The sequence below is a fragment of the Photobacterium frigidiphilum genome (assembly GCF_003025615.1).
Lineage (GTDB): Bacteria > Pseudomonadota > Gammaproteobacteria > Enterobacterales > Vibrionaceae > Photobacterium > Photobacterium frigidiphilum.
In genome coordinates, this window is record NZ_PYMJ01000027.1 from 18,388 (window position 1) to 44,765 (window position 26,378).

29 protein-coding genes and 1 pseudogene are annotated in these 26,378 nt (G+C 44.3%); 4 read left to right on the top strand and 26 right to left on the bottom strand.

What is annotated here, in order from left to right; all coding sequences use genetic code 11:
- Nucleotides 1-42 precede the first annotated feature (42 nt).
- Nucleotides 43-1,293, top strand: a complete 1,251-nt coding sequence (locus tag C9J12_RS21030) for an MFS transporter (protein ID WP_107244486.1) — start codon at nucleotides 43-45, stop codon at nucleotides 1,291-1,293.
- On the opposite strand, the gene C9J12_RS21035 is transcribed toward C9J12_RS21030, so the two are convergent.
- The 13 genes and pseudogenes from C9J12_RS21035 to C9J12_RS21095 form a co-directional block, all read right to left on the bottom strand.
- Nucleotides 1,228-1,782: a thiamine phosphate synthase gene (locus C9J12_RS21035; RefSeq protein ID WP_107244487.1), complete on the bottom strand. Its 555-nt coding sequence runs from the start codon at nucleotides 1,780-1,782 to the stop codon at nucleotides 1,228-1,230. The two genes, C9J12_RS21030 and C9J12_RS21035, sit on opposite strands and share 66 nt — an antisense overlap.
- Nucleotides 1,779-2,480 (bottom strand): helix-turn-helix domain-containing protein, encoded by a 702-nt coding sequence (locus C9J12_RS21040; RefSeq protein ID WP_107244488.1) that lies wholly within the window; start codon nucleotides 2,478-2,480, stop codon nucleotides 1,779-1,781. Before C9J12_RS21040 ends, C9J12_RS21035 begins: the two co-directional genes overlap by 4 nt.
- 109 nt (nucleotides 2,481-2,589) lie before the next feature.
- Nucleotides 2,590-3,027: a regulatory protein RecX gene (locus tag C9J12_RS21045; RefSeq protein ID WP_107244489.1), complete on the bottom strand. Its 438-nt coding sequence runs from the start codon at nucleotides 3,025-3,027 to the stop codon at nucleotides 2,590-2,592.
- 74 nt (nucleotides 3,028-3,101) lie between these two features.
- A complete protein-coding gene (tnpC, locus tag C9J12_RS21050) occupies nucleotides 3,102-4,616 on the bottom strand; it encodes an IS66 family transposase (RefSeq protein WP_107244490.1) in 1,515 nt (504 codons plus the stop codon).
- A 73-nt stretch (nucleotides 4,617-4,689) separates the two neighbouring features.
- The gene (gene tnpB, locus C9J12_RS21055) at nucleotides 4,690-5,037 is read right to left on the bottom strand and encodes an IS66 family insertion sequence element accessory protein TnpB (protein WP_107244491.1); all 348 of its coding nucleotides are present in this window, start codon (nucleotides 5,035-5,037) and stop codon (nucleotides 4,690-4,692) included.
- Entirely contained in the window at nucleotides 5,034-5,357 is a 324-nt protein-coding gene (tnpA, locus tag C9J12_RS21060; RefSeq protein ID WP_227876425.1) for an IS66 family insertion sequence element accessory protein TnpA, read from the bottom strand. Before tnpA ends, tnpB begins: the two co-directional genes overlap by 4 nt.
- Nucleotides 5,358-5,527: 170 nt before the next feature.
- On the bottom strand, nucleotides 5,528-5,920 hold the full coding sequence (locus tag C9J12_RS21065; protein ID WP_107244492.1) for a hypothetical protein: 393 nt from the start codon (nucleotides 5,918-5,920) through the stop codon (nucleotides 5,528-5,530).
- 69 nt (nucleotides 5,921-5,989) lie between these two features.
- Nucleotides 5,990-8,281 (bottom strand): DEAD/DEAH box helicase family protein, encoded by a 2,292-nt coding sequence (locus C9J12_RS21070; protein ID WP_107244493.1) that lies wholly within the window; start codon nucleotides 8,279-8,281, stop codon nucleotides 5,990-5,992.
- Nucleotides 8,282-8,358: 77 nt separating this feature from the next.
- Nucleotides 8,359-8,946, bottom strand: coding sequence for a hypothetical protein (locus C9J12_RS21075; protein WP_107244494.1), 588 nt, complete (start codon nucleotides 8,944-8,946; stop codon nucleotides 8,359-8,361).
- 65 nt (nucleotides 8,947-9,011) lie between these two features.
- Nucleotides 9,012-10,100, bottom strand: a complete 1,089-nt coding sequence (locus tag C9J12_RS21080) for a DUF6094 domain-containing protein (RefSeq protein WP_107244495.1) — start codon at nucleotides 10,098-10,100, stop codon at nucleotides 9,012-9,014.
- A gap of 130 nt (nucleotides 10,101-10,230) precedes the next feature.
- Nucleotides 10,231-10,821, bottom strand: coding sequence for a DUF3275 family protein (locus C9J12_RS21085; protein WP_107244496.1), 591 nt, complete (start codon nucleotides 10,819-10,821; stop codon nucleotides 10,231-10,233).
- 61 nt (nucleotides 10,822-10,882) lie between these two features.
- Nucleotides 10,883-11,305: pseudogene (gene radC, locus C9J12_RS21090) on the bottom strand (RadC family protein); the annotation flags it as partial.
- A 281-nt stretch (nucleotides 11,306-11,586) separates the two neighbouring features.
- On the bottom strand, nucleotides 11,587-11,985 hold the full coding sequence (locus tag C9J12_RS21095) for a DUF6573 family protein (protein ID WP_107244498.1): 399 nt from the start codon (nucleotides 11,983-11,985) through the stop codon (nucleotides 11,587-11,589).
- Between the two features lie 450 nt (nucleotides 11,986-12,435).
- Here C9J12_RS21095 and C9J12_RS21100 point away from each other — a divergent pair, with 450 nt between their 5' ends.
- From C9J12_RS21100 to C9J12_RS21110, 3 genes are all read left to right on the top strand, one after another.
- Nucleotides 12,436-13,635, top strand: a complete 1,200-nt coding sequence (locus tag C9J12_RS21100; RefSeq protein WP_170111836.1) for a ParA family protein — start codon at nucleotides 12,436-12,438, stop codon at nucleotides 13,633-13,635.
- Nucleotides 13,635-14,621, top strand: a complete 987-nt coding sequence (locus C9J12_RS21105; protein ID WP_107244500.1) for a ParB/RepB/Spo0J family partition protein — start codon at nucleotides 13,635-13,637, stop codon at nucleotides 14,619-14,621. The genes C9J12_RS21100 and C9J12_RS21105 overlap by 1 nt, the downstream gene beginning before the upstream one ends.
- A 142-nt stretch (nucleotides 14,622-14,763) precedes the next feature.
- Nucleotides 14,764-14,961 (top strand): hypothetical protein, encoded by a 198-nt coding sequence (locus C9J12_RS21110; RefSeq protein WP_107244501.1) that lies wholly within the window; start codon nucleotides 14,764-14,766, stop codon nucleotides 14,959-14,961.
- Nucleotide 14,962: 1 nt separating this feature from the next.
- On the opposite strand, the gene C9J12_RS21115 is transcribed toward C9J12_RS21110, so the two are convergent.
- From C9J12_RS21115 to C9J12_RS21175, 13 genes are read right to left on the bottom strand one after another with little or no spacing between them, the layout of a single operon-like run.
- Nucleotides 14,963-16,555: a conjugal transfer protein TraG N-terminal domain-containing protein gene (locus C9J12_RS21115; RefSeq protein WP_107244502.1), complete on the bottom strand. Its 1,593-nt coding sequence runs from the start codon at nucleotides 16,553-16,555 to the stop codon at nucleotides 14,963-14,965.
- Nucleotides 16,549-16,839, bottom strand: coding sequence for a hypothetical protein (locus tag C9J12_RS21120; RefSeq protein ID WP_146150097.1), 291 nt, complete (start codon nucleotides 16,837-16,839; stop codon nucleotides 16,549-16,551). Before C9J12_RS21120 ends, C9J12_RS21115 begins: the two co-directional genes overlap by 7 nt.
- Before the next feature lie 8 nt (nucleotides 16,840-16,847).
- On the bottom strand, nucleotides 16,848-18,083 hold the full coding sequence (locus tag C9J12_RS21125; RefSeq protein ID WP_107244567.1) for an integrating conjugative element protein: 1,236 nt from the start codon (nucleotides 18,081-18,083) through the stop codon (nucleotides 16,848-16,850).
- Nucleotides 18,084-18,087: 4 nt separating this feature from the next.
- Nucleotides 18,088-19,020: a TIGR03756 family integrating conjugative element protein gene (locus C9J12_RS21130; protein ID WP_107244504.1), complete on the bottom strand. Its 933-nt coding sequence runs from the start codon at nucleotides 19,018-19,020 to the stop codon at nucleotides 18,088-18,090.
- Complete coding sequence (locus C9J12_RS21135; RefSeq protein ID WP_107244505.1) at nucleotides 19,014-21,734, bottom strand: conjugative transfer ATPase; 2,721 nt, start codon at nucleotides 21,732-21,734, stop codon at nucleotides 19,014-19,016. Before C9J12_RS21135 ends, C9J12_RS21130 begins: the two co-directional genes overlap by 7 nt.
- Nucleotides 21,734-22,150 carry a TIGR03751 family conjugal transfer lipoprotein gene (locus C9J12_RS21140; RefSeq protein ID WP_107244506.1) on the bottom strand — a complete coding sequence of 139 codons (417 nt, stop codon included), beginning with the start codon at nucleotides 22,148-22,150 and terminating at the stop codon, nucleotides 21,734-21,736. Before C9J12_RS21140 ends, C9J12_RS21135 begins: the two co-directional genes overlap by 1 nt.
- A complete protein-coding gene (locus tag C9J12_RS21145) occupies nucleotides 22,137-23,495 on the bottom strand; it encodes a TIGR03752 family integrating conjugative element protein (RefSeq protein WP_407675696.1) in 1,359 nt (452 codons plus the stop codon). Before C9J12_RS21145 ends, C9J12_RS21140 begins: the two co-directional genes overlap by 14 nt.
- A 40-nt stretch (nucleotides 23,496-23,535) precedes the next feature.
- Nucleotides 23,536-24,351: a TIGR03749 family integrating conjugative element protein gene (locus C9J12_RS21150; protein WP_107244508.1), complete on the bottom strand. Its 816-nt coding sequence runs from the start codon at nucleotides 24,349-24,351 to the stop codon at nucleotides 23,536-23,538.
- Complete coding sequence (locus C9J12_RS21155; protein WP_107244509.1) at nucleotides 24,348-24,998, bottom strand: PFL_4703 family integrating conjugative element protein; 651 nt, start codon at nucleotides 24,996-24,998, stop codon at nucleotides 24,348-24,350. Before C9J12_RS21155 ends, C9J12_RS21150 begins: the two co-directional genes overlap by 4 nt.
- Nucleotides 24,995-25,312 (bottom strand): hypothetical protein, encoded by a 318-nt coding sequence (locus tag C9J12_RS21160; protein ID WP_107244510.1) that lies wholly within the window; start codon nucleotides 25,310-25,312, stop codon nucleotides 24,995-24,997. The genes C9J12_RS21155 and C9J12_RS21160 overlap by 4 nt, the downstream gene beginning before the upstream one ends.
- Entirely contained in the window at nucleotides 25,312-25,704 is a 393-nt protein-coding gene (locus C9J12_RS21165) for a hypothetical protein (protein ID WP_107244511.1), read from the bottom strand. The genes C9J12_RS21160 and C9J12_RS21165 overlap by 1 nt, the downstream gene beginning before the upstream one ends.
- Nucleotides 25,701-26,039 carry a DUF3487 family protein gene (locus tag C9J12_RS21170; RefSeq protein WP_107244512.1) on the bottom strand — a complete coding sequence of 113 codons (339 nt, stop codon included), beginning with the start codon at nucleotides 26,037-26,039 and terminating at the stop codon, nucleotides 25,701-25,703. The genes C9J12_RS21165 and C9J12_RS21170 overlap by 4 nt, the downstream gene beginning before the upstream one ends.
- Nucleotides 26,039-26,377 carry a DUF2976 domain-containing protein gene (locus C9J12_RS21175; protein WP_107244513.1) on the bottom strand — a complete coding sequence of 113 codons (339 nt, stop codon included), beginning with the start codon at nucleotides 26,375-26,377 and terminating at the stop codon, nucleotides 26,039-26,041. Before C9J12_RS21175 ends, C9J12_RS21170 begins: the two co-directional genes overlap by 1 nt.
- Between the last annotated feature and the right edge of the window lies 1 nt (nucleotide 26,378).

Genomic DNA, 26,378 nt, shown 5'->3' on the forward strand with positions numbered 1-26,378 from the left:
ACAAACGTTAACAAAAAAATGTAAAAAGGACTTATAACAGAAATGAACAAACAGAGAAGAGAAAACTTACTGTTGCTAGGTAATGTTGCTGATATGTACGACTTAGTCATATATGTTGCCTTAGCAAAATACATAAGTGAGTTGTTTTTTGCAGAATATAGTACAGATAATTCACTCATAATAGCGACATCAATATTTTTTATTTCTTATATTGCTCGTGTTTTAGGGGGAGTGTTATTTGGTTATATTAGTGATCGTCATGGAAGAAAAAAATCGTTATATCTAAGCGCCTTGTTGATAGGTAGTTCTACGATAGCGATTGCAGTGTTACCTACGTATCAAACAATAGGAATTCTGGCGCCAATTGTATTTATCCTACTAAGAATATTCCAAGGATTAGCGTTTGGTGGTGAAATTCCTGTCATGATCACGTATATCTTAGAAAACAGTACTAGAAAGTTTATTTCTAGTGCCAAAATAACAGCATCATCTACGGCTGGTGCAGTGTTAGCAACCATTACAAATATTTGGTTGAGTAATACATTTACGCATACTGAAATTTTAGAATTCTATTGGCGAGTGCCTTTTTTATTTTCATTTTTATCAATAGCAATAGCGCTAATTATTAGAATTAAAGCTCATGAATCTGAAGAGTATTTAAAGAAAAAAGAAAATACAGATGTTAAAGAAAAAACATTTTCTTTAGGGACTATTGTAAAGATTGCTTTTTCCATTGCAGCGGGTGCTTGTACCTTTTATGTTATAAACACCTCTATATCATTCATAAGTGATGCTCATAATGTTGACCTCAATACCATCCAACTTATATGTTCGTTCTTTCTATTAATGATGATCTTGATCGCAGGGGTCGTATCTCAACGTCTTGAAAACAGTAGAATATCAGTATTTAAAGTTGGTTTAATTGGATTAGTATTCTTATCAGTACCGTTATTCTTTTTGATCAGTCAGAATGAAATTATTACTTCGATACTGGCAATAATCACGTTCATCGTTATTACCTCTATGATACAGGCTAATGTTCCTTTGTTGGCTTTAGAGCTTACGAAGTTTACGGGGCGAACCTTAAACCTATCGATTGGTTATAATCTAGGTATTGTTAGTTTTGGTGGTTCTGCTCCGTATATTATTCATAAACTATCTACCGTGAGTTTTACTTCAATTGGACTTTATGTATCTGTTGTCTCGTTATTAAGTCTTGTAACTCTTTTACTTGTCTTGCCAAAATTCGGTTACACCAGAAATTCCGTACGCACCGAATTGTTGCGCAACTGATAAATCATGAATACTTTGACCGCCGAGCGCGAACGTAGGCATGTTTGCTAGGGCGGATAATTCAGAAAATCTTTGCCATCCAATAGGCTTAGCCTCTGGGTGGCAACTTGCTATATTAACAGGAGATATTGTAATAAAATCACACCCTACTCTGTTTGCAATAGAAATTTCTTCTTCATTGTGACAAGACGCAGCAATATACTTTGCGCCACGCTTTCTCAAGTCTTTAATTAATTCCATATCTTTAGCATCTTGTGAGGTGAGATGGATCCCTTGAAATGGATGTAGAACCGTTCCGTCATAAGACGATGAATTAAGTAAAACGATCCCACCTATCTTAGAACCTAATACCTCTTTTAAAGTCGTTAAGGTATGCGTTTTTGCGCGAACTTGGCTCAATGCTCCTGCTCTTTTGCTTGAAACCATCTTAGCTATTACGTCTAAGTTTTCTTCGTTGCCTGTTATGGCATACTTTCGTGGTAAAATCATGAAATTATATTCCTCGTGTAATAACTGATAAGTTCGCTTTTAGTTTTTAATGCAAGTTTATTTTTTATGCGGTGTACATAAACTTTTGCAGAGTCTGCTGATAGACCAACAGTATTATTTTTATATAAATACCCCTTTGCAATATCAGCGAGTAAGCCAAACTCACAAGGCGTGAGTGCCTCTTTGTGAGTGATGTCAAATTTAGAAGGTTGTGGTTTAGGATTGATAATATATACATTTCCTTCTTCTATATCACTTTGCATATCGCATTCAACCATAGAGCTTAAGTTGATTAAATCACATTGATTCGATAAATAAAAGTTTACTGCTGAGGGCATTTTATTACTTACGTAAAATAAGTGATAATCGGTGTAGTGGCTTTGTTTATTAACAATATTTAATGGTCTGCTATAACCAAAATTATCTTGAAGGTGGTGTAATTGTTGTTCATATTTCACCCGATATTTTTGTGGAAGAGAACTTAGATGTGAAGGAATGTAGAACGATTTTTTATTAAAGTCACCAATATACAAATCAGGCGTATATATATCTGAAAGATAACGTTTTTCTAACATTGATTCTTCAAGTGCTTTTTCATTCGACCAAATTTCTAGACGTTTTCCTGTTCTGTACACTCGACTAAACGAATAAGCGCAAATTGACAAATCAGAGAGAGTTGATAATATTTTTTTTCTCATTGGGTTATACCTGTGACAATTTCTGGCGGATAACCTTCATTCAATGTGAGTTTTGTTGTTAATTCATTGATTATGTTATGAAGGTGGAAATGGTCCTGAAAATGTACTTTCATGGTGTGAGGATTTCCATAATGACCGACATAGTGTGTCCTCGGTATTGTAAATAACGTATTTGCTTCGCCTTCTCTTTTGGATCTTTGGGAATATCGTCCCCGAATTTTTTAGTTTTTAATTCTGAAGCTAACTCAAACCAATCGACATCGAGCTCTTCTAATGCTTGCTCAATCGCAAGTGGATCCAAGCTTTTGTGTCTAAGTTCTTGCTTAATGCGACTTATACCATGATGTTTGGCCAGGTTCTTGCGGATTTCTTTCTCAACCAACCGGCTATCATCTAAGTAATGGTGCGATAGCAAGCGATCCATCGCTTCCTCGACAATATCAGCATCAGAGCAATGCTGCTTTAAGAGACGACGAATTTCACCGGACGCGTAATCACGTTTGGCTAATAATGCAACTGCTTGATCATACAATTCTTGTTCTGTCATTAGACGTTTTCAACCTGTTTCATACAGTGAATAATAACGAATACTACGCCAACTGAAAGTAAGCGTGCGGGGAACTACACGTTGAGTTTCACATTCCAGGGTAAAATAGGCTCAATATCATCGGGATTTCTACATAAATGATCTAAACAATGCGCAATGTAATCATAAGGAACTAAGCCGTTAGCCTTCGCGGTTTCTATGATGCTATAAAGCATCGCACTTGATCGTGCACCTGACGTTGACGCCGAAAATAACCAATTCTTTCGACCTATAACAAAGGGTTTTACCGCGCGCTCTGCTCGATTATTATCTATAGATAATAATCCATCGTCGATATAACGAATCAATTTTTCCCACTGATTCAACGTGTAGCTGATAGCTTCACCCAACTTTGTTTTGGGCGAAACGCGAGTCGCTGCATTATCCAGCCATTCTCGAAATTCTTTAAGCAAAGGTCGAGCATCTTCCTGCCTGACAGCATACTTTTTCTGAGCGGACTCACCAGTGAGCAACGCTTCAATGCGATAAAGCTTTTGAATGTGACTGACCGCTAAGTCTGCCCTTCCTTTTTTACCTTTGACCTGAATACGCTGTGCATCAATAAACCGCCGTCGGGCATGAGCCCAGCACCCAACGAGAACAGTATGGGTTTGCTCATACCCTTTATACCCATCCGTATGTAAGTAGCCTGAATAACCTTGTAAAAAGTTGACAGGGTGATAGCCATGCCGACTTGGCTGATAATCATACAGCACGATACCCGGAAGGGTATCTGTGCCTGGTGTATCACTACCTGAACAATAGACCCACATATAACACGTCGATTTTTCAACATCCAACACCTTCACCGTGGTTTCATCGCAATGTAAAGCGGGTTGCTCCAACATTATGCGGCGTAACTCGTCATACAGCGGTGAAAAGAGAGCCGCACACTTTATTAACCAATCTGCCATCGTGCGTCGGCCGATGGCTATACCCCATTGTTGAAATAAGGTTTCCTGACGATAAAGAGGAAGACTGTATTGAAATTTGGCAGTAATGATTTGTGCTAATAGGCTTGAGGTCGCAATCCCTTTAGGGATTGGCGACGCTGGCACAGGGGCTTGCTTTATGGAAACGGAGGTTCCTTGAGTGTCGCAGTGACGACAGGAATATTTAGGGCGGACATGTTGGGTGACTTCGACTTTCGCAGGAATAAATTCTAGCTTCTCACTGATATCTCTGCCCATTTCATGTAACTCATGACCACAGCAATCACAGGTTTTATCTTCAATATCGTGAATAATGATAGTGCGAGGTAAATCATCGGGTAAGCGCTGGCGGATTGGCTTTTTACGTGTATAGCTGATGGTTTGCTCATCTTCTTCCGCACTTTCTGTCACCATTTCCTCTTCAATCTCATTAAAAAGGTCAAGCTGAGCGGGTTGTGATTCACTACTTTTACCAAAACGATTATGTTGGGCCAGCCGAAACTGCTCAAGTAACTGATGGTATCTGTTTTTATCGTCCTGATGACGGGCTTCAAGCTGAAGCACAAGTGCTTTCAGCTCATCGATAGTGTTTGGGAGGCGTATCGTATCATCATTCATGGCCATGATTATAAGGTCGGAATATGAACAAGCGATTGTTTTTATTCTGCTTTGCGTAGAATATCACTCGTCTTTATAACGTTGTTTGATAATGTACAGATTTATGCCCCATGACATCAAAACCTTGCAGTAGCAACGTCAGTTGCTGCTCTGATAATGGTAACGTGTCACGATTAATATGCCGTGGCCATTTAAACCTGTCTTCATCGAGTCGTTTATACCAAAGAGCAAACCCCGTTCTATCCCAGTATAATATTTTCAGTTTGTCGCGGGATTTATTACAGAAAATGAACAGTGCATCATCAAATGGTGATAATTGCATTTCCTGCTCGACAATAACAACAAGACCATTAATGGCCTTGCGAAAATCAACAAAATCACGATGGAGGTAAACTGATTTGATATCAGAAAAAGCATTCATGACTGATAGCCCTTTAATAGCAACCCAAGCCAATGGGGCTCAGTATTAGCAGGCAGTGTTAACTGTAATTGCCCAATAGAAAGTTGGATAGGTGATAGCGCTGATTCAGTGCTTGGTCGTTGTCGCGGTGTTTGTGCTTCTACTTTCACGAAAGTAGAAGCCTTATTTTCTTTATTCCAGGGTGCTTTATGCGCACTGAATGTTTTTGGGTGAATATCATTGCGCCGACAAAACTCAGCGGCACTAAGACCGCTAGACTGATGTTCTTCAAATAAAGCCAGCCATTGCTCTGGTGTTCTTTTTTTACCTTTTGGCATCATTACGTTCTCGTTGAATGAAAGAGCGCAATATTACGAGTAATGAATTCTATTTGTTAGGTGTGGTTCACCGGACGCTTACAACTGAAACGTATTCACTACAGCCTTGTTAAAAGTCAGAATAAAAAAGGACAACGTGCAATGAGCACGTTGTCCCTTTTATATCATCAGTGTTATCGACTCGTATGCTCACCATCATAGATTCGTTTAACCAAGTCTATAAAACTTGGGGTGTCAGGGAGCTGAATCTCTACTGCTTTATCATTAATTTGCGCTTTAATATAAGCCCAGAATTGCAATGCAATATATTCAGGAAATGCATATAGCACGGTGATATCGTCAGGGCGGCTATTCTCCTTATAACGAACTTCATCATAGTAATACCAGGCCGTTGATAAACGAAATAACGCATAAACAAGCGTATCTTCACCATAACCGAATACATCGCCAATGCCATCTTCATCATCAGGGATATTTTCTAATACAGCTTGAGTTAAATAAAAGTGATACTGAGCAATTTCAGTGGCCACCATTTGCTTTGATTGTATCTCACATTGATTTTTCATTATTTATTCCTCATAAAAAGGAATAGCCCCACCAGGGAGGCTATTCCCTTGGGTGGAGGTTAATGATGTTTAAGCGGCCAATAGGGTTTTGGCTAATGCCACTTCCACACTGTCGCCATCTGAGTTTAGTGCGTCTAAGCCGTTATCCGGCATATCACCACTGGTTGACTGTGTGACCGCTATCTTCTTGGCCATCAGCTCTAGACAAGCCATTTGGGCGGTATTGTTGTAACCTAAAAAGGTCACGTCTACATCGTCTTGTTGACCAATACGCCAGCTACGGCGTGATGCCTGCATTAATGTATACACGTTGTAACCGGTTTGCATGAAGATAATGGACGGGAATTCGAGTAAATCGAGTCCTGTCTTAACCAGTTCAGGGTTACAGACAATGGTGTCCACTCCCCTATCCACTTGCTCCAGTATCCAGTCTTCACGATCTTCCGTTTTTACTGACGAACGCATGACGGCAACCTTGATACCATGTTGCTGCATCAGGTTTTTCAACCTGGAGGCCGTATCACGCTTGCCCGTGTAAGCGGTGTAGACCAGTGTTCTACGCCCTTTCGCTTTGTTTGCCTTCACCATCGCTACCAATTTGGTCTCTTTGGGTGTCAGCGTATCTTCATCAAATAATGAGGGCACAAAAGCTAAGGTTTCCCGCGATCGTGGGTGTACAACATTTTCAGGTCGAAAACAGCAATCAGGCCATGCCAGCAGTACGTTCATGACAACACCCAATAAGGTGGTATCACCACAGACTAACGCTTTGCGTAAACGCTCAACGAGTGCGACTTCCATTGATGCATAGTGCTCACTCATCGCTTCGGTCATGTCGACGCCTTCAAAATATTCATCGTAAGCGGGTAAAATACCGTCCCCGATATCGTTGAGTTTGAGGAAGACGGTATAAGGTAAAACATACCGTGCGACACCTAACGGACCAAAGCCTGGGGCTCGGGTTTGGCTAACACGTATGTTTTTACCTTTCGCTGTTTTGTGATTCTCCTCATCAGACACTTTCATTATCTCTTTGATAATTCCGTGTTCTTGTGAAAAGGCCATCGCCGCACTGCCTAGTCGTCCATTGTGATAGGTGTAACCATCCGCCATCATAATGTTGGGCATACAGCGCCAAAGCAGATAAAACAAATCTTCGGCATAGCCACCCATCAAGGTGCCAGTGAGTAATAAGGTCTGTTTGCAGCAGGACGCCAGCACTTGCATCGCTTGTCCCTGGGCAGAGCCGCCGTTTTTATACTCATGGGCTTCATCAATGACCATCAAGTCAAAGAAACCGTTTGGTAAGTAACGTTTAATAAACTCACTGGCCTGATAATCCCCCTGCCCGAAAGCAAACTGTGTTTTTGCCAGCTTGCGTTCAATACGTTCAGATTGTCGGTCGTTAAAGACAAATTCACCGTCCTTATCGAGTAAGTTGACCAACTCATAAATGTTATCGGTGAGGGCTTGCACCATGTCAGCTTCACCAAAGGTGGTCACTAAGCGTTCAGCCGTCACTTTACCAATTGTGGGTAAACTCATCAGAGCACGTTTTACCGTTCCGCTTAACGAACCATCGTGACGTTTACGGTACAGTGTCCATAGTGGTGTGTGGCAAGAACCACACTTAACTTGTGTCTCTTTAGGAAAGTTAGCCGGTGTATAGGGGTAGCCTTCCTCATCGTTAATATCACTATAACAATCAGGGCAAACTACCTGACGGGTCAGACCATAAATGGGGACCTGCTCATCGCCATTGATAATTGACCGTACTCGCTTCACCTTAAAAGCGGGTTTCCAGTGATAACCCATTCGCATTCTGACTCGTCCTAAAATGAAATATTCAGGCCCCTCATGCGGTACGGCCATTTCACGGATTTTTAATAATGACATTAATGTATCAGGGCCATTCAAAACCCAGACGCGGGCATTATCAACGGTATCCATGATTTCACGCCGCCACTTATAGACCAGGTGCGGGGGCGACAGTACCAATATGCGATTAGCCTTGCGTTCTGCATACATAACCGCCGTTGCGGCGATGGCCATCATCGTTTTGCCAGTCCCCATTTCTGCATTAATAATAGCAGCAGGGGCATTGTCATCGATGAGCAACGCTGAAACAGCCTGTACCGCTTCGGCTTGCGCGTCAAACGGAGGGCGCTTCAAACTGTGCATTACCATGTCACGTTCAAAGTCAGGTGTTTGGTATCGTGCTGGATGCGCTTGCTCGACACGTGCCAGCAAACTGTCACCAAAGTCATTAACGAAATCACTCAAGGCAATCATATTCTTGTCTGACACTGCATCAGTATCATCTTGAAGTGCTTCAGTATTTAACATTACTGCATCAGTCATGCTTTTCTCCAGGTAAAAAAAAGCCCGTCATGCTGTGTAAACAGCATGCTCTGGGCGGGTAGTGAAAGGCTTGCAAATTACAGCAAGTCAGAAAGTGATAAGGTGTGGTGCTTTACTGCATCAGAAATTAAGGATTCAATATCTTCAGGCTCATAACTCAGCCTGTAGGCATGAATGCCCCACGCATTCAGTGATGTGATAAAGGGTGCTTTTCCTAGCATGAATGCTAAGGGTGACTTCCAAGTATCGAGTAACGGTAAATGACAAAGGTGCTTAACGACGGGCCACAAATCATCCCAATGAAGGGGTTGCTGACTCAGTAACCAAGCGTCTTGACTGCCATACTGCGTTTTCATCAGTGCCGGTAAGGTCAACCAGGTCTGAACCCATTCACCGACTTGCGTGTACTTGGGTAGGCGTGTCGTCAATTTTTTTAAGTCTTTGATGCGGTTAAAGCTTAATAGCTGCGTCGTACCATTCGGTAACGTAACGGCTTTTTCACGAAAACCGCCTTGGGTGATAGGCAAGGTTAATGCGGCAAAAAAATGCTGCATGTCGCCATCCCTACCCCATAAAGACAAGAAAATCACCTCGTCATGGTCATCAACAACAAATGCATCGATATAAAGTCCATCACTTAATGTGATGAGTGGGGTTGAATTCATAAGAACCTCTTAAGCGTAAAAGAAGCCCCATGACGCGGGGCACTGTGAGCCCCTAATGGGTAATGTTATTGGATCGCGATAATGTCGCCAAAATGTGGTCCAGCGGTAATGTCTATTGCGCGAATAGTCGGTACAAATTGGTCAATCTTCGTCGTCACCGTGCCAGTCTCATTCACTGTGGTCGTGGAACGTTGTACTTTTTTCGTCCCGCCTTTCACGAGCAAATGGCGCTGACCGTCGTTACTGGTGACCAAGCCTGATATTTGTCCCGCCGCCAGGGCCAATGACAAATGCCAGGGAGAGAGCTTTCTCAACGGTCTAGGAAAATCACGGTGACTTGCCTGAGTAAACAGACTATCAAAGCGATGCCATAAACCGTTATGTTGAGCAAACACCTCAGACAATAACGCCTTATCGGGTTGAACAACCTCAAACCGAAAAGGTGAACGAGGGACAACCGGTAAGGTATAGGGATCTTCAACCGCCAACGTGGGTAATGGATAAGGTTTATAATCACCCGCTCCTACTGCCGTTAACAGAGCCCGGTTCTTTTCTCGGTGCAACCGATTTAATTCACCGCTCATATCGCGACGAACACCCATGATAACCACTTGCTTGAAACGGTCAGTTGCTGCCTTATAGACTTGAATACAGCCTACGTTTCTAACAAGCCAGCCACTGAACGCCTTGGTTAAACTGGGCGCCGGTATGACCAGAGCCAATATGCCTTCACGTCTGAGCATCCCCAGACAGCGACGAGTAAATTGCACTTCTAGTCGGTTCATCCCCTTTTCCGCTTTACCTAATACATCAGTGACAACATCACCGTAAGGCGGATTAAGAAAAAGTAAACTCTGACTGTTTAAACCTACTCGGCAATCAAATGTATTAACATTCAATACTTGATCAAGCTGCTGTTTTGCCGCTTGTGCACGGTCGACATCAAGTTCAATACCGTAGCGTATGATTGCTGGTGAGATATGCTTGCAAAGTAATTGCAGTGCATCTCCGCTTCCACAGCAGGGGTCAAGTGCTCGCATGTGCCCATTACGGGCGTGAATAAGGTAAGTGATCCCGATTAAGGTCTCATTGTCAGTCGGGTAATAACCATCTTTGAGATAGTTATGGGCGACTCGGGGGTGCATAACGGCCATATTTGCCACCTTTATAAATGAATAAGGGGCCGCCCATAAGGTTGGTCCCTATGGGTAAGTCAATGAATACAGCATATACGCACTTTTTAGGCGTGTTGTATCGCTGCTTTTAGTGACAATTGCAGAACGGTCATGTGTTATTCCTGACCCAGATTTTATCCTGGGGTTTGAATGTCCATTCTTTATGTCCGTTTACCTTGCGTTTGAGGTATTCAACCTGAGCACGCATGGTTTCCCGACCCATTTCAGGGTTCAATTTGACGATATTGCCTAATGGCCATAACTCGCCAAACAATGCAGCCAGTGAATCATCATTATTCGTGCTGAGTGGGGGCTCTTCTTCCTGCCCGTTAGCCGTTGTATCAATGGTATTGTTTAGCGGTGCTTGATTGGCCAGCTTTTGCTGTGCTTCTCGTTCTTCGGCTAGCGGATCAATATCAAGGGGTTCTTCTGCTTCAACCGGCCTTTCATCAACACCGTCGAGCCAGAGATTTTGCAGCTCGGCGCGCGTTTCTATGATGAAACGATTCCCGGTATTATAACTGCCCGCATAAATGCGCTTAATGGCAAAAATACCTTGATAAACCCCTTCGGAATACTCTTCTAATAGCGCATCCTTAACGGCAAATGTACCTATCTCTAGGTTAAGATGGCCCACATTGAATGCACCAAACCGACCTGACACTGTTTTAATGGTTAAATGTCCAGGAACCTGAATCATAGTGACCTCTAGAAAATGTAATGAAGGCCCTCCTACCGGAAGCACCTTCCGGTAATGAATATTAAATCCAACCACGCTCAGCAAAAGAGACGATTTCACCATGGCCAATAACAAAATGATCGAGCACCCGTACATCAATCAATGCTAACGCATCGGTTAATCGGCGAGTGATCTGTCGGTCTGCTTGGCTAGGCTCTGCAATCCCTGATGGGTGGTTATGTGTAAATATCACAGCGGTCGCGTTATACGACAAAGCGCGCTTTACGACTTCGCGTGGGTAAACACTGGCGCTATTAACAGTGCCAGTAAATAGGATTTCAAACTTGCGGATCTGATGTTGATTGTCTAAAAATACACAACCAAAGACTTCGCGTTCTATATCCTGAAGTAAAGCTGCCAATGCTTCTCTTGTCGCTTGAGGTGATTCGAGTGTCACACCAGGTTTCAACTTATCCGCCGCAATGAGCCTTGCCATCTCCAAAATTTCATCGGGGGTGACAGGTTCAATGAGTTGATAGTATTCACCAGGGGCTTCTGCTACCTCATGAAGTTTACGGTATTGCGGTTGGTAGATAGGGGGCATAACAACTCCTTAATACAACGTATAAGGAGCTCCACAAGGGAAACTCCCTTGTGGGTAGGTTAATGGTTTTTCACTTTTCAGCACTAAACGCATTAATGATTTCGGCTCTCATATCGTTGTCTGTCATTGAATGACGTAACAGAACACGTCACCATCATGGCAAGAACCTGAGAAAGTCATGGTTATAACTCCTCTTCTAGCATGATGGTCAGTGCCCCTTTACCATCACCCCCTGCATTGATCACTGCATATAGCGTGATAGTACGATGGATATAACGGTACGGGTCATCTGCCGTTGGCAATCTACATATTTGAAACGAAACACAGGTTTTATGTGGGTCTTTACGCGCCGCTCGAACCGCAGACGATAATATATGTCCAGTTAGTTGGTCTCGACGAAGAGAAACAACGGCATTCGATACATCAATGGCCTGTTTCCACACAGTGCGAGTAATGGCGGTTGAGCCACAAAGAAAGCCAATTTTTCTAGCTTGTTCAGTCACATCAATTAACTGGTTATCAGAGATATCCAACGGACGTGTCAACGCACTAAAAGAAAGTGATGAGGTGGTTTTTTTCATGGATTGCTCCCAATAGGAAAAGGGAACAATCCTCCCAATGTAGGAAAATTAATTCCCTACGGGGTGGATAGTTAATACCTAACTCTGATGAGTCAGATGGGGTATAGACGTTCTTGAAGAACGGGGGGTATAAGACACTCCAATCAGCCTAAACTGAACGCGACACGTTTCATGGAGCCATTTAAGGCATAAACGCCGTGTGCTTCACACTGTAAGTCAGTGAGTAACTATAAAGAGCCTTTAGGTTAACGCTAAATAAAGAATACATCAATAAGTATTCTTTATTTTAGCTCACAGTGTGAGTTTCTTTAAAATCAATAGGTTAGATGTTTTGTGTTTTTAGTTTTAGAACTTCATCAAAAAAACATTGCAAACCACTATGCAATGGTTGAGACTATTTGCAATATAAATACAAAACATAGTGTAATTTTCATTGCAACGGGGTGCCACATGAATTCTGAAGAAACCTTAGCGGTATTTGAAAGACTTGCTGAAGATTCTCAAAAATCTTTAAAAGTAGATAGGAATAAAATTACAGTTGGCGACGCACCTAATGGTAAGTATTTTCGAACATACAACCAGCGGGAAGCATGTGATGCAACAGAACTTAATCATAGGCAAATGATTAAAACAATTGATGATCTTTCTATCGACTCTACTGATGGTCGTAAATTTTGCATTGATATCAATGATGTGGAAAAAATTAGAGAGCATTTGTTTGTTGATGAGAGATTGGTTCGCACCACTTTTAATAAAGCAATTATTGTTGCTATTAGTAATTTAAAAGGGGGGACAGGTAAAACAACCGTCACTACAACATTTAGTACCGGATTATGTACTGAAACACAAAAAAGATACCGAGTGTTGGTTATTGATTTAGATCCTCAAGGGACAGCTTCCATGTACCTTAAGCCCAATATTTCAGATGATGATTTTACTGTAGGTGATCTTCTTATTGGGAACTATGCGTTAGATGAAGGTGAAACGTTTGAGGAACTTGCGAAAGCAACATGTTATCCAACTAATACTCCTGACTTACATGTCATGCCAATCAGACCAAGTGATCGAAATTACGAAGTTGTTTCAAAGAAAAAGCAGAATAATGAAGAAGAAAAAGGAAGAGAATTCATTGTTTATGAAGACTTAAAGAAGATTATTGATGCAGTATCAGATGATTTTGACGTCATCATGTTAGATACACCTCCTAATTTTGGCGCATTAACAATTTCTGCACACTATGTGGCTAATAGTCTCATTGTTCCAGTTCTTCCATCTCAAAATGATCGTGACTCTACAAGTAAATATTTTGATTTTTTAACAGAGGCATACAAAGTAATACAGTTATTGGGTCATAAAGGATATGACTCTGTCAATGTATTACCTACTGCTGTCGATATCCATTCAAACGCACAGACGAGTATTGCCAGCAAGGTACGTATTGCTAGCTCAAACAATTGTTTTAGCGTTGATTTTCTTGAATCAGAAGCAATAAAAAATTGTGCTGAAAAGCAAAATACAATCTTTGATCAAAGTGCATCAGAATATGATGCAACCAGGTCATCTCTTAAAAGTATCCAGAATTCAACCAGAACTTTAATTTTTGCATTAGAAGCACAAATTCAGCAGATTTGGAGAGAGGAGTTAAAATAATGGCTAAACGACCAGATCGCTCATTAAAGACAATTGTTGAAGGTGTATCTACATCAAAAATTGACGAAGCTAACCGTTTACATAACATTCGTCAAAAAAAACTCGAAAGTAAATCACCATTTATTGAATTACCACTTGGAACAAGAACTGTTTCATACGAGCTTGTTACCATTCCTTATAATGATATAGAAAAATCAACTCTTATCTTAGAAAGTAATGCCCGCGAACAGGCATTTTTAAATAAAGAAACTTTATCTGATATATTGGAAACAATGCAAACTGATGGTCAGCAGTTTCCAGCCATTGGTCAGCGCGTTAACAATAACGTTATTGTTATTGATGGCTCAAGACGAAGAGCATCCTGCTTAATTGCAAAGAAAGATTTTCTGATTTATGTCACAGATGATGATATTTCAGATGAAGAAGCTAATTTTCAAAGCACTGTTGGTAATGCCCATAAGCAAATTTCAATTTATGAACATGGTATGCAATGGATAAAGATGTTAGATGCGGGGGTTTGTAAAGATCCTAAAGAATTAGCAATCTATTTAAGAAAAAGTGATTCAATTGTTTATGATGCTATCAATGCACTTGATATTTCGAAAGAACTTCTACTTAGTTTTCCGGCGGCATCCGAGTTAGGACGACCGGCATTTAATAAATTAAGAAAAGCACTGAACGAGAATCAAAATATCGACCTAGATGACATCATCATTCATGCTAACGAACATCATGAGGTTCTGCATGAAAATGTAGCCATCACTTTAAGAGATAAAAATAAAAAACATTTAGACTATGTGATTAAACTGATTAATAGTTATAAAGAGATAAAAAAGTCACCTAAAGCAAAAATAATTAAAGGTATCAATCAATCAAGTGCAAGAGTAATAATAACACCCAAAGGTTATAATATAATTTTAGAGAAACTGTCTGAACAACAGAAAAAAGAACTTGATAATATGCTAAAAACGTTTTTAAATACGTAACAGCTCACAGTGTGAGTTTGTTGTTTTTCAACACCTTATGTGAATTTACTATTGTTTCCACACTTTGTCTCAATGAGAGAGTAATCTCATTTTACTCTCTAAATTTATCATAGAATGACTATAATGGTTAAAGGAGTAAATTATGATTACATTTCTAAAAAAATGGCATACGGCCTTTACTGAAGATAAAATGCAAAAAAACAAACTAGAGAACATGAAAAAAGGCGAACCAGATCATATTAGAAATTTTGCAGTTAGTGTCTTAAATGGTCAAAAAAAAGCTGCTGAGATGCATGAAGATATACATCAAAGCAGTCATCGTTATGGTCATTTTGATTAAGTTACTTAATTTTAGTCATTATATTATTAGTGCTTTTTTCTACCGAAGTTTTAAGTGTATTTAACCCTTCATTAAAGCTACTCGACAGGCTGGTCAACTGGTAACCCGCAAATCCGAGCATTGCTAACCAAATACCAGGCACTAAAATATACATAATGACCAGCACTACGCGGATGATTTCAGAATCCAACAGATTCATGGCTCCAGTGATCGGGTTGATATTGTCATGACCACTATACATCGCAGTCAGCAGCTTACTTTCAAGCGAACGACACCATTCCCACCAAAAGGTAAAATACACAAGCCCGAAATAGGCGACACTCATCGTGCCCAATACGCGCCATTGGTACATCCCTAATAATAAGATAATCGGATTGGCCATGATCATCATGCTCAGCATCAATGCCTGAAACATTGGCAATGCTTCTCGCAATATGAAAAAGGCAGGCTCCATGAATGCACGACCGATTTCAAGCCCCACACCGCCTACGGCACTGCCCCAGATTTCAGCCATAAAACGATCCCCTGTTTTATCAAGGACTGCCCCATAGCCCCGAGTAATACGACCGCTGGCTTGTATATTGCCAATACTGAGTGCCCGCTGAATCAGCATATTTTCACGCTCTTCGGCTGTTTTCTTTCCACCCCATAAATTATCAAACCACCCTTGCGGCTGCATGACATCGTGATAAATACCCGGGGAGTTTTTTTTGATTTCTGTTGCTAAGCGTCCTCTTAGGCCGTAACGGGATTGACTCCACCATTCATCACACATCGGATAAGCATTGGTATCAACCTGTTTATCTCGCCAACGGTCGGCTAATGCTTCATTCACCCCCTTATCCCGGCTGGCCTTGTAAGGGACGGTAGGAACCGGATCGCTCACCTGAATACCGCTATAGACCGTATTGGTTGCATTCGGGTTTGAGGATAAAAAGTAGGTATCACCTAACCACTGAGCATGATTGAAATCGGCATCACGGACGGCAGATGTTTGATAAGTGTTATACACCATGGCACTTCGCGCCTGAGCAAAGCACTGGTGATAGAACTGCTGGGTTTCCTGCTGCAAAGCAGGGGATTGAATACTGACTTCACTCATTTTTAAATTGGAGCGCGTAATGTCATACGAACACGGTATCGCACTGACGGACGCATTTGTAATGCCAACTGAAAGGCTGTGTATCAGCTTCCACCAAGCAGGCACCAATGCCTTTTCACCACCAAGGGATTCAAAAGCGCTATCCCAACTGCTGTCTGTATCATTCCCTGGTTTGGTGACTAATACTCCACATTGCTGGCTTCGCACATCGTTATACGTCAACGTTTTTAAATTCAAAAACTGGTTCGGCGCCATGGCAAATAAATAAACAGAAAAGGAGAGTAACAAGCCAACCCCGCTGCGATTCAATGACAATAACCCTTTGTTGCCTTCATCTTCACCTTCTTCCATTGCCCCAAACATCGATTGCACAATGATGAGTATCATGGGAACGACCAAAATATTGGCCGACGATAACAAGTAATAAATTTTGTTGGATATCACCCAGGCTTGTAGCGTGAGAAACAACGTAAAATAATCGTTAACTACCATAATAATCCCTCCACAGCCTGACGGTGTAACCAATACACATGAATCTCACTGAGTAATGCAATGCACAGTACCCAAAGACGGTGTTTAGGCTGTGTTTGACAATAAACATAACCGACAACCACTAGGCGTAACCCGACCATATACCAGGTGTACGGAAGCGGGGTCATGGCCTCATTGGGGACGAAATACGCGATCATGCCGACAGAGGCGATAAGCATTATCCCAAGACCAACAGTAAGGGTGATTTTCCCTACTTTGATTAATAACGGTTTAACAACCATCATGGTGCTCCTTATTCAAATTTACCGGCTTCATAGGATGAAGGGATCGGAGGTGTATCCGGCTTCGGTTGCGCGTTTCTGTATTGCTGTCTGAGTAAGATTTCTTCGGATGCATTACCGGCAATGGATTGACGTGTTTCTGCCTCAAAGCGCAGTAACGAAATTTCATTTTCCAATTCCTTCACACTTTTCTTGATATCTTCCTGAGCCAATGCGTTTTGAGAGATATAGGTTTCATTTTTACCTGTTAATAAAACGCGTCGTGCTTGCAAGGCTTTATCGACAGTTTGGGCAAGCGCCACCTCGGACACTAACCGTTGGGTTAATCCACGTCGTAAAGGGTCACTTTTCAAGGCATTGATGAGTGAAGGGGGAAAGGTGGATGATACATTGTCGCCTGATAAGGCATTATCAACGTCGAGCTGTAACAGGGCGGCGGTTTTAGAGACCTCTGCATTGAGCCCGATACCAGGCTGGGCACCTGATTGAGATTTATCGGTGCCGGTCTGATTGATCTTGTCACCCATCACTCCCGTTAACCAATCTGCCATGGCATCCTCATCTTTCCAGTATCGATACAATCCTTCGTTATCAGCCTGAGAAACGCCCTCCGTTAACATGCCAAACCCTGCTTTCGCGGTATCATGGGTCACACGGATAGGGGGCTGATTTTTTCCACCCGCATAATGACCGTTTGTCCACACAATGCCGTTGTTGCCCATGGATTTTTCAGCGGTGATTTGTGCCTGGACGGCATCACCCCGTTTAACGGCTTGCGTCCAAGTTTGTCCTTGGCTCAGTTGTGTCCATGCATTGGTCGGTGACATGTCCCCCAATGTTTTTGTCATGGCCTCACACGATGTTTTTGCATCATCAAAATCAAACTTTCCCTGCAGTACACCATTGGTCAATAAATCATATAACCCCGGATCTTCTTTTTGCAGGTAATAACCCGGTAACGACATTACGGCAGAGGTGGCACTGGTTAATACATTGCCCATCATGTCCTGAAATCCGTCCGTTACCCCGTTAAGTTGGTTTTGTACGGTCAGTTGCGGGTCAAGTTGACCGCATTGCAAATCAAGATCCCAATTCACCCCCAATGTTTTGCGGTTAATATGCTCTGTTCGTGCTGGTGCTGAAATAACAGGCCCTCCGCCAATGGTGTAATACAACACATCATTAGCCGCCCAAGCGGGCAGGCTCAAGATATTGATCAGCAGCAGGCTACGCATTTTTATTTTCATCACGTTATTCTCCAAAATCCGCAATAAGCATGGCGCCTTCACGTTGGCACCCTCTATAGGTCCGCCAGACCGCCCATACATACTCGCCGTTATCGCTTATTCGTTTGGCATAAGGATCATAAGGGAGAACGCTATCATCGATATCCGGCCAAACGCTTGCCGTGGTCTGGGCTATCGGAAAGAGCATTTGCCATGCTGTATCATCATTGTTCAGACTGAGTGAGGCGGGCGGCCAGTAACCCGGTTTGGATTGCGCGACTAATGGCTGATAAACACGACTTTCACCTTGACGAGTGACAATGTGTACGGCTTTGAACGCACTCAGTGCGGCGGACTTATAGGGGTGTGGCTGCACTGAAAATCCGCCTCTGGGGTAAATATCGCCAAAGGTGCCCAGGCGATTGCCTAATGGATCCCAACTGTTGATATTGACGACATCGGGCAGGTTGTAACGCCACCCGAGAGGGTCAAGACTGGATAGGTAATAGGGCATCATGGGCTCACTCGGTCCTTCCAAGACATAACCGAAGCCCGATAACAGCTTGAAAAATGTCCCTTCGGCGGGATGGCCTATGATATCGACGTTTTGAAATGTCACGGAAGTATGATCAAGGAGCTGAGGACTACGGTCATGACTCCTCCCTCCGCCTTTGGAATAGCGGTTTGTCGGTGACATCCATTGCGTTGCCTGCCAAGGGGCTTCCCCTGTTTTCAGATAGCTCATTGCGACTAAATCAGGCAATCGATGTTTGACTTTTATTGAGGTGTTCGTCTCACAACCGGCAGGCGTACACGTCATCCAAAGACAACTGCCAATCACTTTATAATCGATACATTCCGGGCATAAGCTACGGCTTATCACCTCTCCCGTGGTGATCTTGGCACTGACTGACAATGAGCAGAAGATCAATAAGGCTGGGGCGAGACGGGCTACCATACCTCCCCCTGATAACGTTCACGCGCTTGTTCAATTTGATTGGCTTTCAGTAAGGCGGCATCGAGCTCACTGCACCCGTGCTCTGCCATGAAATCTGCCCGTTTCTTCTTGGCTTTACCGTCTGTTTCACCCAGTGCCAAATAGAGGGCAGGGGGAACGACACAAAAACGAGAGAGCAGGGTATCGTTCATCCCCATCACGACCCCTTCTTTGAACTTGCCGTCTTCTGCTGTCATTGACCGAATGAGATCTTCTTCTTCGGGATTGAGTTTTTTAAACGTTTTAAGGGTGTTGAGTTCATCCTCACTCATGTTCAACATGATCCACCACTCGCTGTTATTCAGCATCTTTCGAGAGGAGAGGGGGTAATCGGCTAAATCTTGTGTGGCCACCCAATTCCATGCTTCCAATTTTCGCCACATTTTGGTGATTTTATTGCCATAGGGAGCCAGTAGTGCATTGGCTGAGAACAGGTGGCCTTCATCCGTCAGGGCAACAATGGGGATCCCGTCGTATTGGTCGCGCTCTGCAATGTAGTTAATTTTATTGATCAAGGAGATATACGCGGTGGCTAATTGCGCGTCATACCCTTCTTTGGCATACAGACCTAAATCAATGATCGTGACATCCACTTCTGGCCAGGGCGCACCGTCGCGGTCAAAAATTTTTCCTTCCAGTCCTTCACAGAAGAACGCCATGCTATCGGCCATGGTTCGGGCGCGTTGTTGACGCTCTTGGGGGTAATTGTTGTCTTGGGAAAATGCCAGTAGGGCATTTTTAACGTGTGTAGGACGCACCATGACATCTTCGCGATGGCATTGCTCTGCGGCCTGCTTGAGTGCCTGACGTACCATGGATGAATCAGCACGACGGTAATCATCAAGCTCTCGTTTTTCTCCACCGGTTATCATCAGGCGAGCCATAATCTCCAGCTCCCCGAGGATGTCACGCTCTTCATCATCCGGTGAATCATCGTTATTGAGATTTTCTGGTTTTAAGGCCTCATCATTGCTTATTTGGGGGAGATCTTTTCCCACCAAATGGCGGGCATCAGCAAAAGGCGCCATCGCCCCTGGGGAGGAGGCTTTCACTTCAATTCTGTTGACACTTAAACCGTAACGTTCACAGAAATCACCTAACAAGCCAAAACTGTTACCCGCTTCAATAATGAACAGTCGAGGTCGGTGTATCGCTAACAAACGCAGACACATACCGACTAAGGTGGCCGATTTACCACTGCCCGATGGACCAAATAGGACAAGGTGCGCATTGGATAAGTAATCCTCCAAGGGATCGAATCCCAATAATTCGCCCCCTCGATTGAAAAAAGAGAACGTATTCGATCCTGTACCGGTACTCCGGCCAAACAAGGGGGACAATCGCATCATGTCTTCCAGCCATACCCACCCGCAATACCAATAATGAGGGTCATTGGCCGGGTTGTAGTTCATCGGTAACCACCGCAGAAAACTGTCTAACGGGGCAACCTGATCACTGTTAGAGACAAACCGCAAGTGCAAGCCCTGTCGGTTAAAGGCTGAGCGCAACATATCGGTACTGCTCTCAATCTCATTGACACTTTCCCCCTGAATATAGAACGCGATTTGTCCACGCCACAATATGTTGCGATTAATCAGCGCATCGATACTGGCACACTGGGCTTTGCATTCTTGAATGTCAGGCTCATCCCCCACGGCGGCTTTTTGAATGACCTTCAAACGCTCACGCCCTTTCTCTTTACTTTGCGGAACCAGCGTCATGGCCATCATTGTGCCTGGCGGTAATTCATCAAAAACAACACAGCCTGGCGCCGTATCGTCATCATCTGATACCTCACCAAAAATGCATCCGGCCAGAAACGCATCACTGTCCCAGGTATCAAGTTCAACCACACGATTGGCAATGTTTTTTTCACCTTTAAACCACCACAATCCATTATCGACATCTGCCGTAACACGACTGCGCAGTAAGCGCTCTGCATAATCCCGATCGATAGGCGAAAACTGCTGACGATAAAAATGAGACTCACCACGTATTGGTGACGGGTTGAGAAACGGGGCGAGCCACTGAAACACTGCGTCACCCTTCGCTTTAGCAATGGATACGCCATAATCTTTAAAACTCGATGGCAATAACACCCGTTTTTGCAGGGCTTTTAACTGAGCAAGGTTTTTCTGAACGTGTGCATCATTGGCGTCTTTCGGTAGCCAGCGATAAACGGCAACAATGACTTGTCGATCCCGTCCTCGCCATGGGCGGTTATCGACACTGAAAATGCCTTGTTCACGGCCTATAAAAGAAAAATGCTTCGCATCTTGTGCCAATACCGCTTCCGTAAACGCGTCGTTAACTCGCGCCTTGGCCTTCAGTTGATCAACAACATCCCCAAAATTATCCACATCACGGGCAAAGAGCTGAATGATCCAAGGAATGTCTTCCTCTCCCTGACTCAGACTGCCAAACGTATTGGTGAGGTTCTTGACAATTTTATTCAGGTTTTTTTGTTTTTTATCTTCCGTCGAAACGGGCTTGATTGTGAAAAAGGCCCCAATAGAACGACCATCTTCAAGCTCAACAATGCCATCATCATCAATATCAACCCACGGTAAATGTGATGCAAAAGAGGGCGGCACCGTGTAGTCCAATGGCGGTACTTCAAAGGCTTTCCCGTGGGTAAATAAAGACGTCACACCGTCACGTAATCGTTGCAGCATCAGTAGGCTCCTCCTGTCGGTAATTGGGCTTTCATATCACCCGGTGTGGCATAGTGAACGCGCTCATACAGCGGGAATACCGTGCTATATCCCGGAACAGGCAGACTTCCCGCTCGGTGCGGAAACACAAAAAACACAATGTCAGGGTTGGGAAGGCGTGGAAATTGATTGTTAATTTCACGGTAACTGTCTCGGGTATAATCAGAAACGCGCATGGCTAAAGCCTCCGGGGAGAGCTGACGTCGAAGCGTAGATCGCGTATCGATAAGCGACTGACCATTCGCCCCGCCAGTTTTACTGAGCCAAACCTCTTTCACATTCGTATCAGGATGAGGCAGTGTGTTGTCTTGGCTCGATGAGCAAGCACTTAACCCACTGACAAATACAACGAGCCATAAACCATTAATCCAGCGCATAATTGCCTCCTTGTGACAGTGTGTCGTAACGGACTTGCCGGGCATTCGCCGGTTCATCGACCTTGAGGGTTTTTCGAAGGTGCACAGCAACCGGTGTACCAGGCTGTGCATAGACCACATCAAAACTTGAGCCCATTCGCTCTTTTATCCATTGATTGGCGTTGCTGATACTGCCAGCCGCTGCATTCGCTAATATGTATTGTCCTTGATCGCCTGAGACGCCCCAGGATCCTCCCTCGCCATTGGCGGGGATAGAAGCGGTGGTTTGTGCAGCCGCAGCGGCATTGGCGGCGGCCGTTGCAGCATCAAGTAACCCCATCGTGGTCAGGTAAGACGTCGCATTGGTGATTTTTGTACCAGAAAGGCAGGGGTTGCCATTGGGATCGGCAATAAAACCTAAATCGTTTGTCTTAATATCACTGCCGTCAAAACTGCTGTCTGTGACATCATCTCCGTCAGGAATGGCTATCATGCTGCCATCGGCAAGAATAAAATCGAACGTTTCCACCACACCACGGACACACGATAAGTTCCAGTCTCCTGTCACCGTCCCGGTTGCAATGGCACCCACCACGTCGGGTAACATAAAACCGTTGGCCATTAAGTTCTCTTTGCCAATGATGAGGCTAAACGGATACGGCGACGTTACTTGCCCATTGACTGGAATACGCCCAATCAGTGCGGTCATGGCAACGGAATCACTCAGGACAGACCCTCGCCCCAAGGTATACACAGGGGTCGGTTTATCGTCATCCACCCTGAAATCATCCTGTTCTTCATTCAGCTGAGCAATTTTATTACGCCATGCAATCAACTGAGGGGTGATGACATCCCCGGTTTTATCGTCCGTGTTGGCATCTAACGGCATGACCCAAATCAGTTCGCTACTGTCAATCTCAGGTTTGGCAGGGTTGGACACTGACCCATGACCAATGCCTAATCCGTCATAGTTATCATCTGGCGATAACGAGGAAGATGTCTCTGGGACAGGCCGTTCAATACCAATGTCCTCAGTACGGCTTTTGAGTTGTGCCATCTGATCATCAAAGCGTGTTTGCACTTGCGCCAACCCCGTCGTGAATTGTTGTTGCAACGTGTCAACCGAGGTTTGGTATTGGTTATTTTGTTGTGCCATCGCTTTTTTTAGCTGTGTATTCTCCTCTTTTTGATTATTGATGGTGACCGCCAATGTCCGTAAGGTATCTGCTGGTGTATCAGCGGTGATGCCTAACGTTTCTTGAATGATTTTTGCCTGTGAAACGGATAATTCAAGTGGCGTTGAGGGTTTGGCTTCCTCCTTTGGTGCTTGGTTATCATCGGGACTGAGCCCAAACACAGCAAACACAAAGAACAGCGCCCCCAGTAATATCAACAGCAGTTTGTTTTTATTGGTCATCATTGGCCTCCTTGGCAATAGGTGGCAAAGACTGAAACAGCGGCCCTGACGTGACAATAAAAGCGGTATTAATGGCGCTGTCTGTATTAACCGGTCCCAAATCCGGGTAGGCAAAGCTCACGCCAAATGCGCGGGCACTGACTTGACGCGGGTCGAGGTTTAAAATCGCATTATATTGATGAGTGAGTTTAATGGCCGTCACCGTATAACCGGCCAGTGTCCAGGCGGCGAGCGGCTGGGCAATCACGGGCCATAATGGAAACGCTTGCGCCGCGATGTCTTTATCCAGGTGCATGGTTGAACGCGTTATGCCCGGTAATGGCTCAATGGCATGCGAGGGACTGTAAAGTGATTGCTGGGCAAAGCGCACCAGTAAAGCCGGTGCGGGCATCTGTAATTGGTTGATATGCTTACCCAGTGCGTCTTTATCTTGCTTTACCTGTGCTTGCTGTTTTTGCTCATCAGGCATGACAATATCAATACGTGAAGGGGTGTCGGCGTTTTGTTGTGCGCGAATGTCTAACACAATGCGTTCGCCATCCCGCAGACGTTCAATCTGAATGCGTTGTGATTCAAATGGTTTGCTCGCCGTTATAAAGATTTTACCTTTCAGGGAATCCAACGTGGCATGCCGATAAAAAGAAGACGGCACACCGACCCGTACATCCCCGTCCAGGGTCAATATCACTTCTTGCCCCACGGGGAGCGTGACGGTTAATGGCTCGCCTTCCCATGCCAACACACGATCGGAGGCAGCAACGTAACCAGAGAAGAGGAATAAGATAATCACCATCAGACTTTTCACTGTTCACCCCCTGATACCACATTAATTTCTCGTGCTGGCCCATCAAAACAATCGATAGCCAGCCCCCACGGGTTGTTATTCACATCCACGTCGTAGCGAACAATGCGCAGCGGCCACCGTGCGAGGGAGGTTTTTACTTCCGTGCCTTTGACGTACTCCTTGAGTTGTAAATCAGCAAGGACCGTCCAGCTGTCTTGGCTGAGTGTGGTGACCCGCCAGTCTTTATAGCCACGACCAGGGATCTCAAACAATGCCCGTTCGCGACCTGATAGCTCTCCCTTGCTGCGTTTCTGATCATAATCTTGCGCTAACACTTCCCGGCATTGCGGGGTGATGTACCATTTATAGGTGTGTAGGTTTTGTTTGTAGTCCGTCGTTCCGTTGGTTGGCCATCGGTTAATTTGCGCAAACATCCTGACCGCAAAGTCATACACATTGGGGGCCGGTACTTCCCACCAAGGGCGGGTTGATCCCGCTCGTAAATCAGGGGGGTTATGCACGGTGATATCTTGAGCAGCATTGTTCCACCCAAAGGCCATAAACAGGCAGACCGCCGTCAGCCCGCCGACCGCAAAGTTCAAGCTTCGAATATGCGCGTCACGCCCAGTGAGTGCATTACGAAAACGCCCACGTGCTCCAGTACTCATTCCGGTCTCCCGATGTATTCATAATGCGGAAAATTGGCTTGTTTAAAGATAGAAAACGCCACGTTGGCACCGAAGAATGCCTCCATCTCATCGGTGTCAATGTCCGTTAGCCCTTCAGCTTGAATGACATCGGCCATGTCAGCCCGGTAAGCATGAAAATGGCGATAACATACATACTGGCCGTTATCAGCCCGATAAAAACGGAAGGTACGTTTGCCCGCAACGGCATTCACCGTTGTTTCTGCCAACAAGGTGCCCGTGAAAATGACATCCCGTCCTCGCCTATCGGCTTGCTTAATGTGATGGTGTTCCATTATTCGTCTCCGCCAATGTGCACCACATACGCCATATCGATTTGGGCTAATAGCGCCCGAGCATGGGTGCGGTATAAGTTAAAAAACGCGGGGATCTCGTCTTTGTTTTGTGTTTTCAATAGTCGGCATTGAACACGGTTATCGAGTGCTACATTCCGCTCTCGACGCACTTCAAATACGAGCCACCATCCGTCATTGCTTTCAAATATCTCTTGGGTGATGTGGGTGCTGTCTTTGGGGGATGGCCCCAAATCGTAGTCTGCAAAACTGCGCAGCCAACCAAACAACTTAATAATGGGTTGACCATCGCCAGGAATGATTTCATGCATCGTTGGCATTTGTTCACCGGCGGCATTGGTCGGTAAGATGCGAGAAAGGGTTGAAGTCGTCATCGTTTGTCCTTTTTATTTTGATGCAATCCGGTGTGATGTATGGTGCGCTCTCGATGAAACCAGACATCTATTTTCTGGTAGAGCCAGCCTGTGGGTTTGTTTTTACGCAGCGCAATCAATGGGGTTGCCAATGATTTCGGCATCAGAAAAATGGCAGAGGCCCCTAACGCCACGCCGAGCAATGCTGGCATGGCGCTGTGTGTCACAAAGACACTGACCCCCCCCCCGGTAACGAGACCGATGAAGAGGGTAAAGCCTGACAGTATCCCGATTTCCACGATACTGAGCCCTTTGAGGAAAGGGGGGCGTTCATTGAGTGCAGTGGCTTTTTTCATTACACTTTTTCCATCAGGTTTAGGCCATAGTTCACGCCCCAGATACTGAGTAAGATAAGTGATGCCCCGATGATGCCATCGGTAATGAAGTCATTTTTTGTCTTACGCTCGGCGCGGATTTCCTGAAAAATCCCCCACATATGAATAATGTAATAGATGACCGCACCCGCAATACCAATCGGCCCCCCGTAAAGCAGGGCGTCATAGGCATAGGCAAAAAACGTTTTGAGAATATTGTCTTTGTCGCCGCCCGTTGTCGGATCTTGGTTGCCAGGGATATACGCCCAGGCAGGGTGCACACTGAACAAACACAGCCAGATAAATAGTCGAGCCTTCATT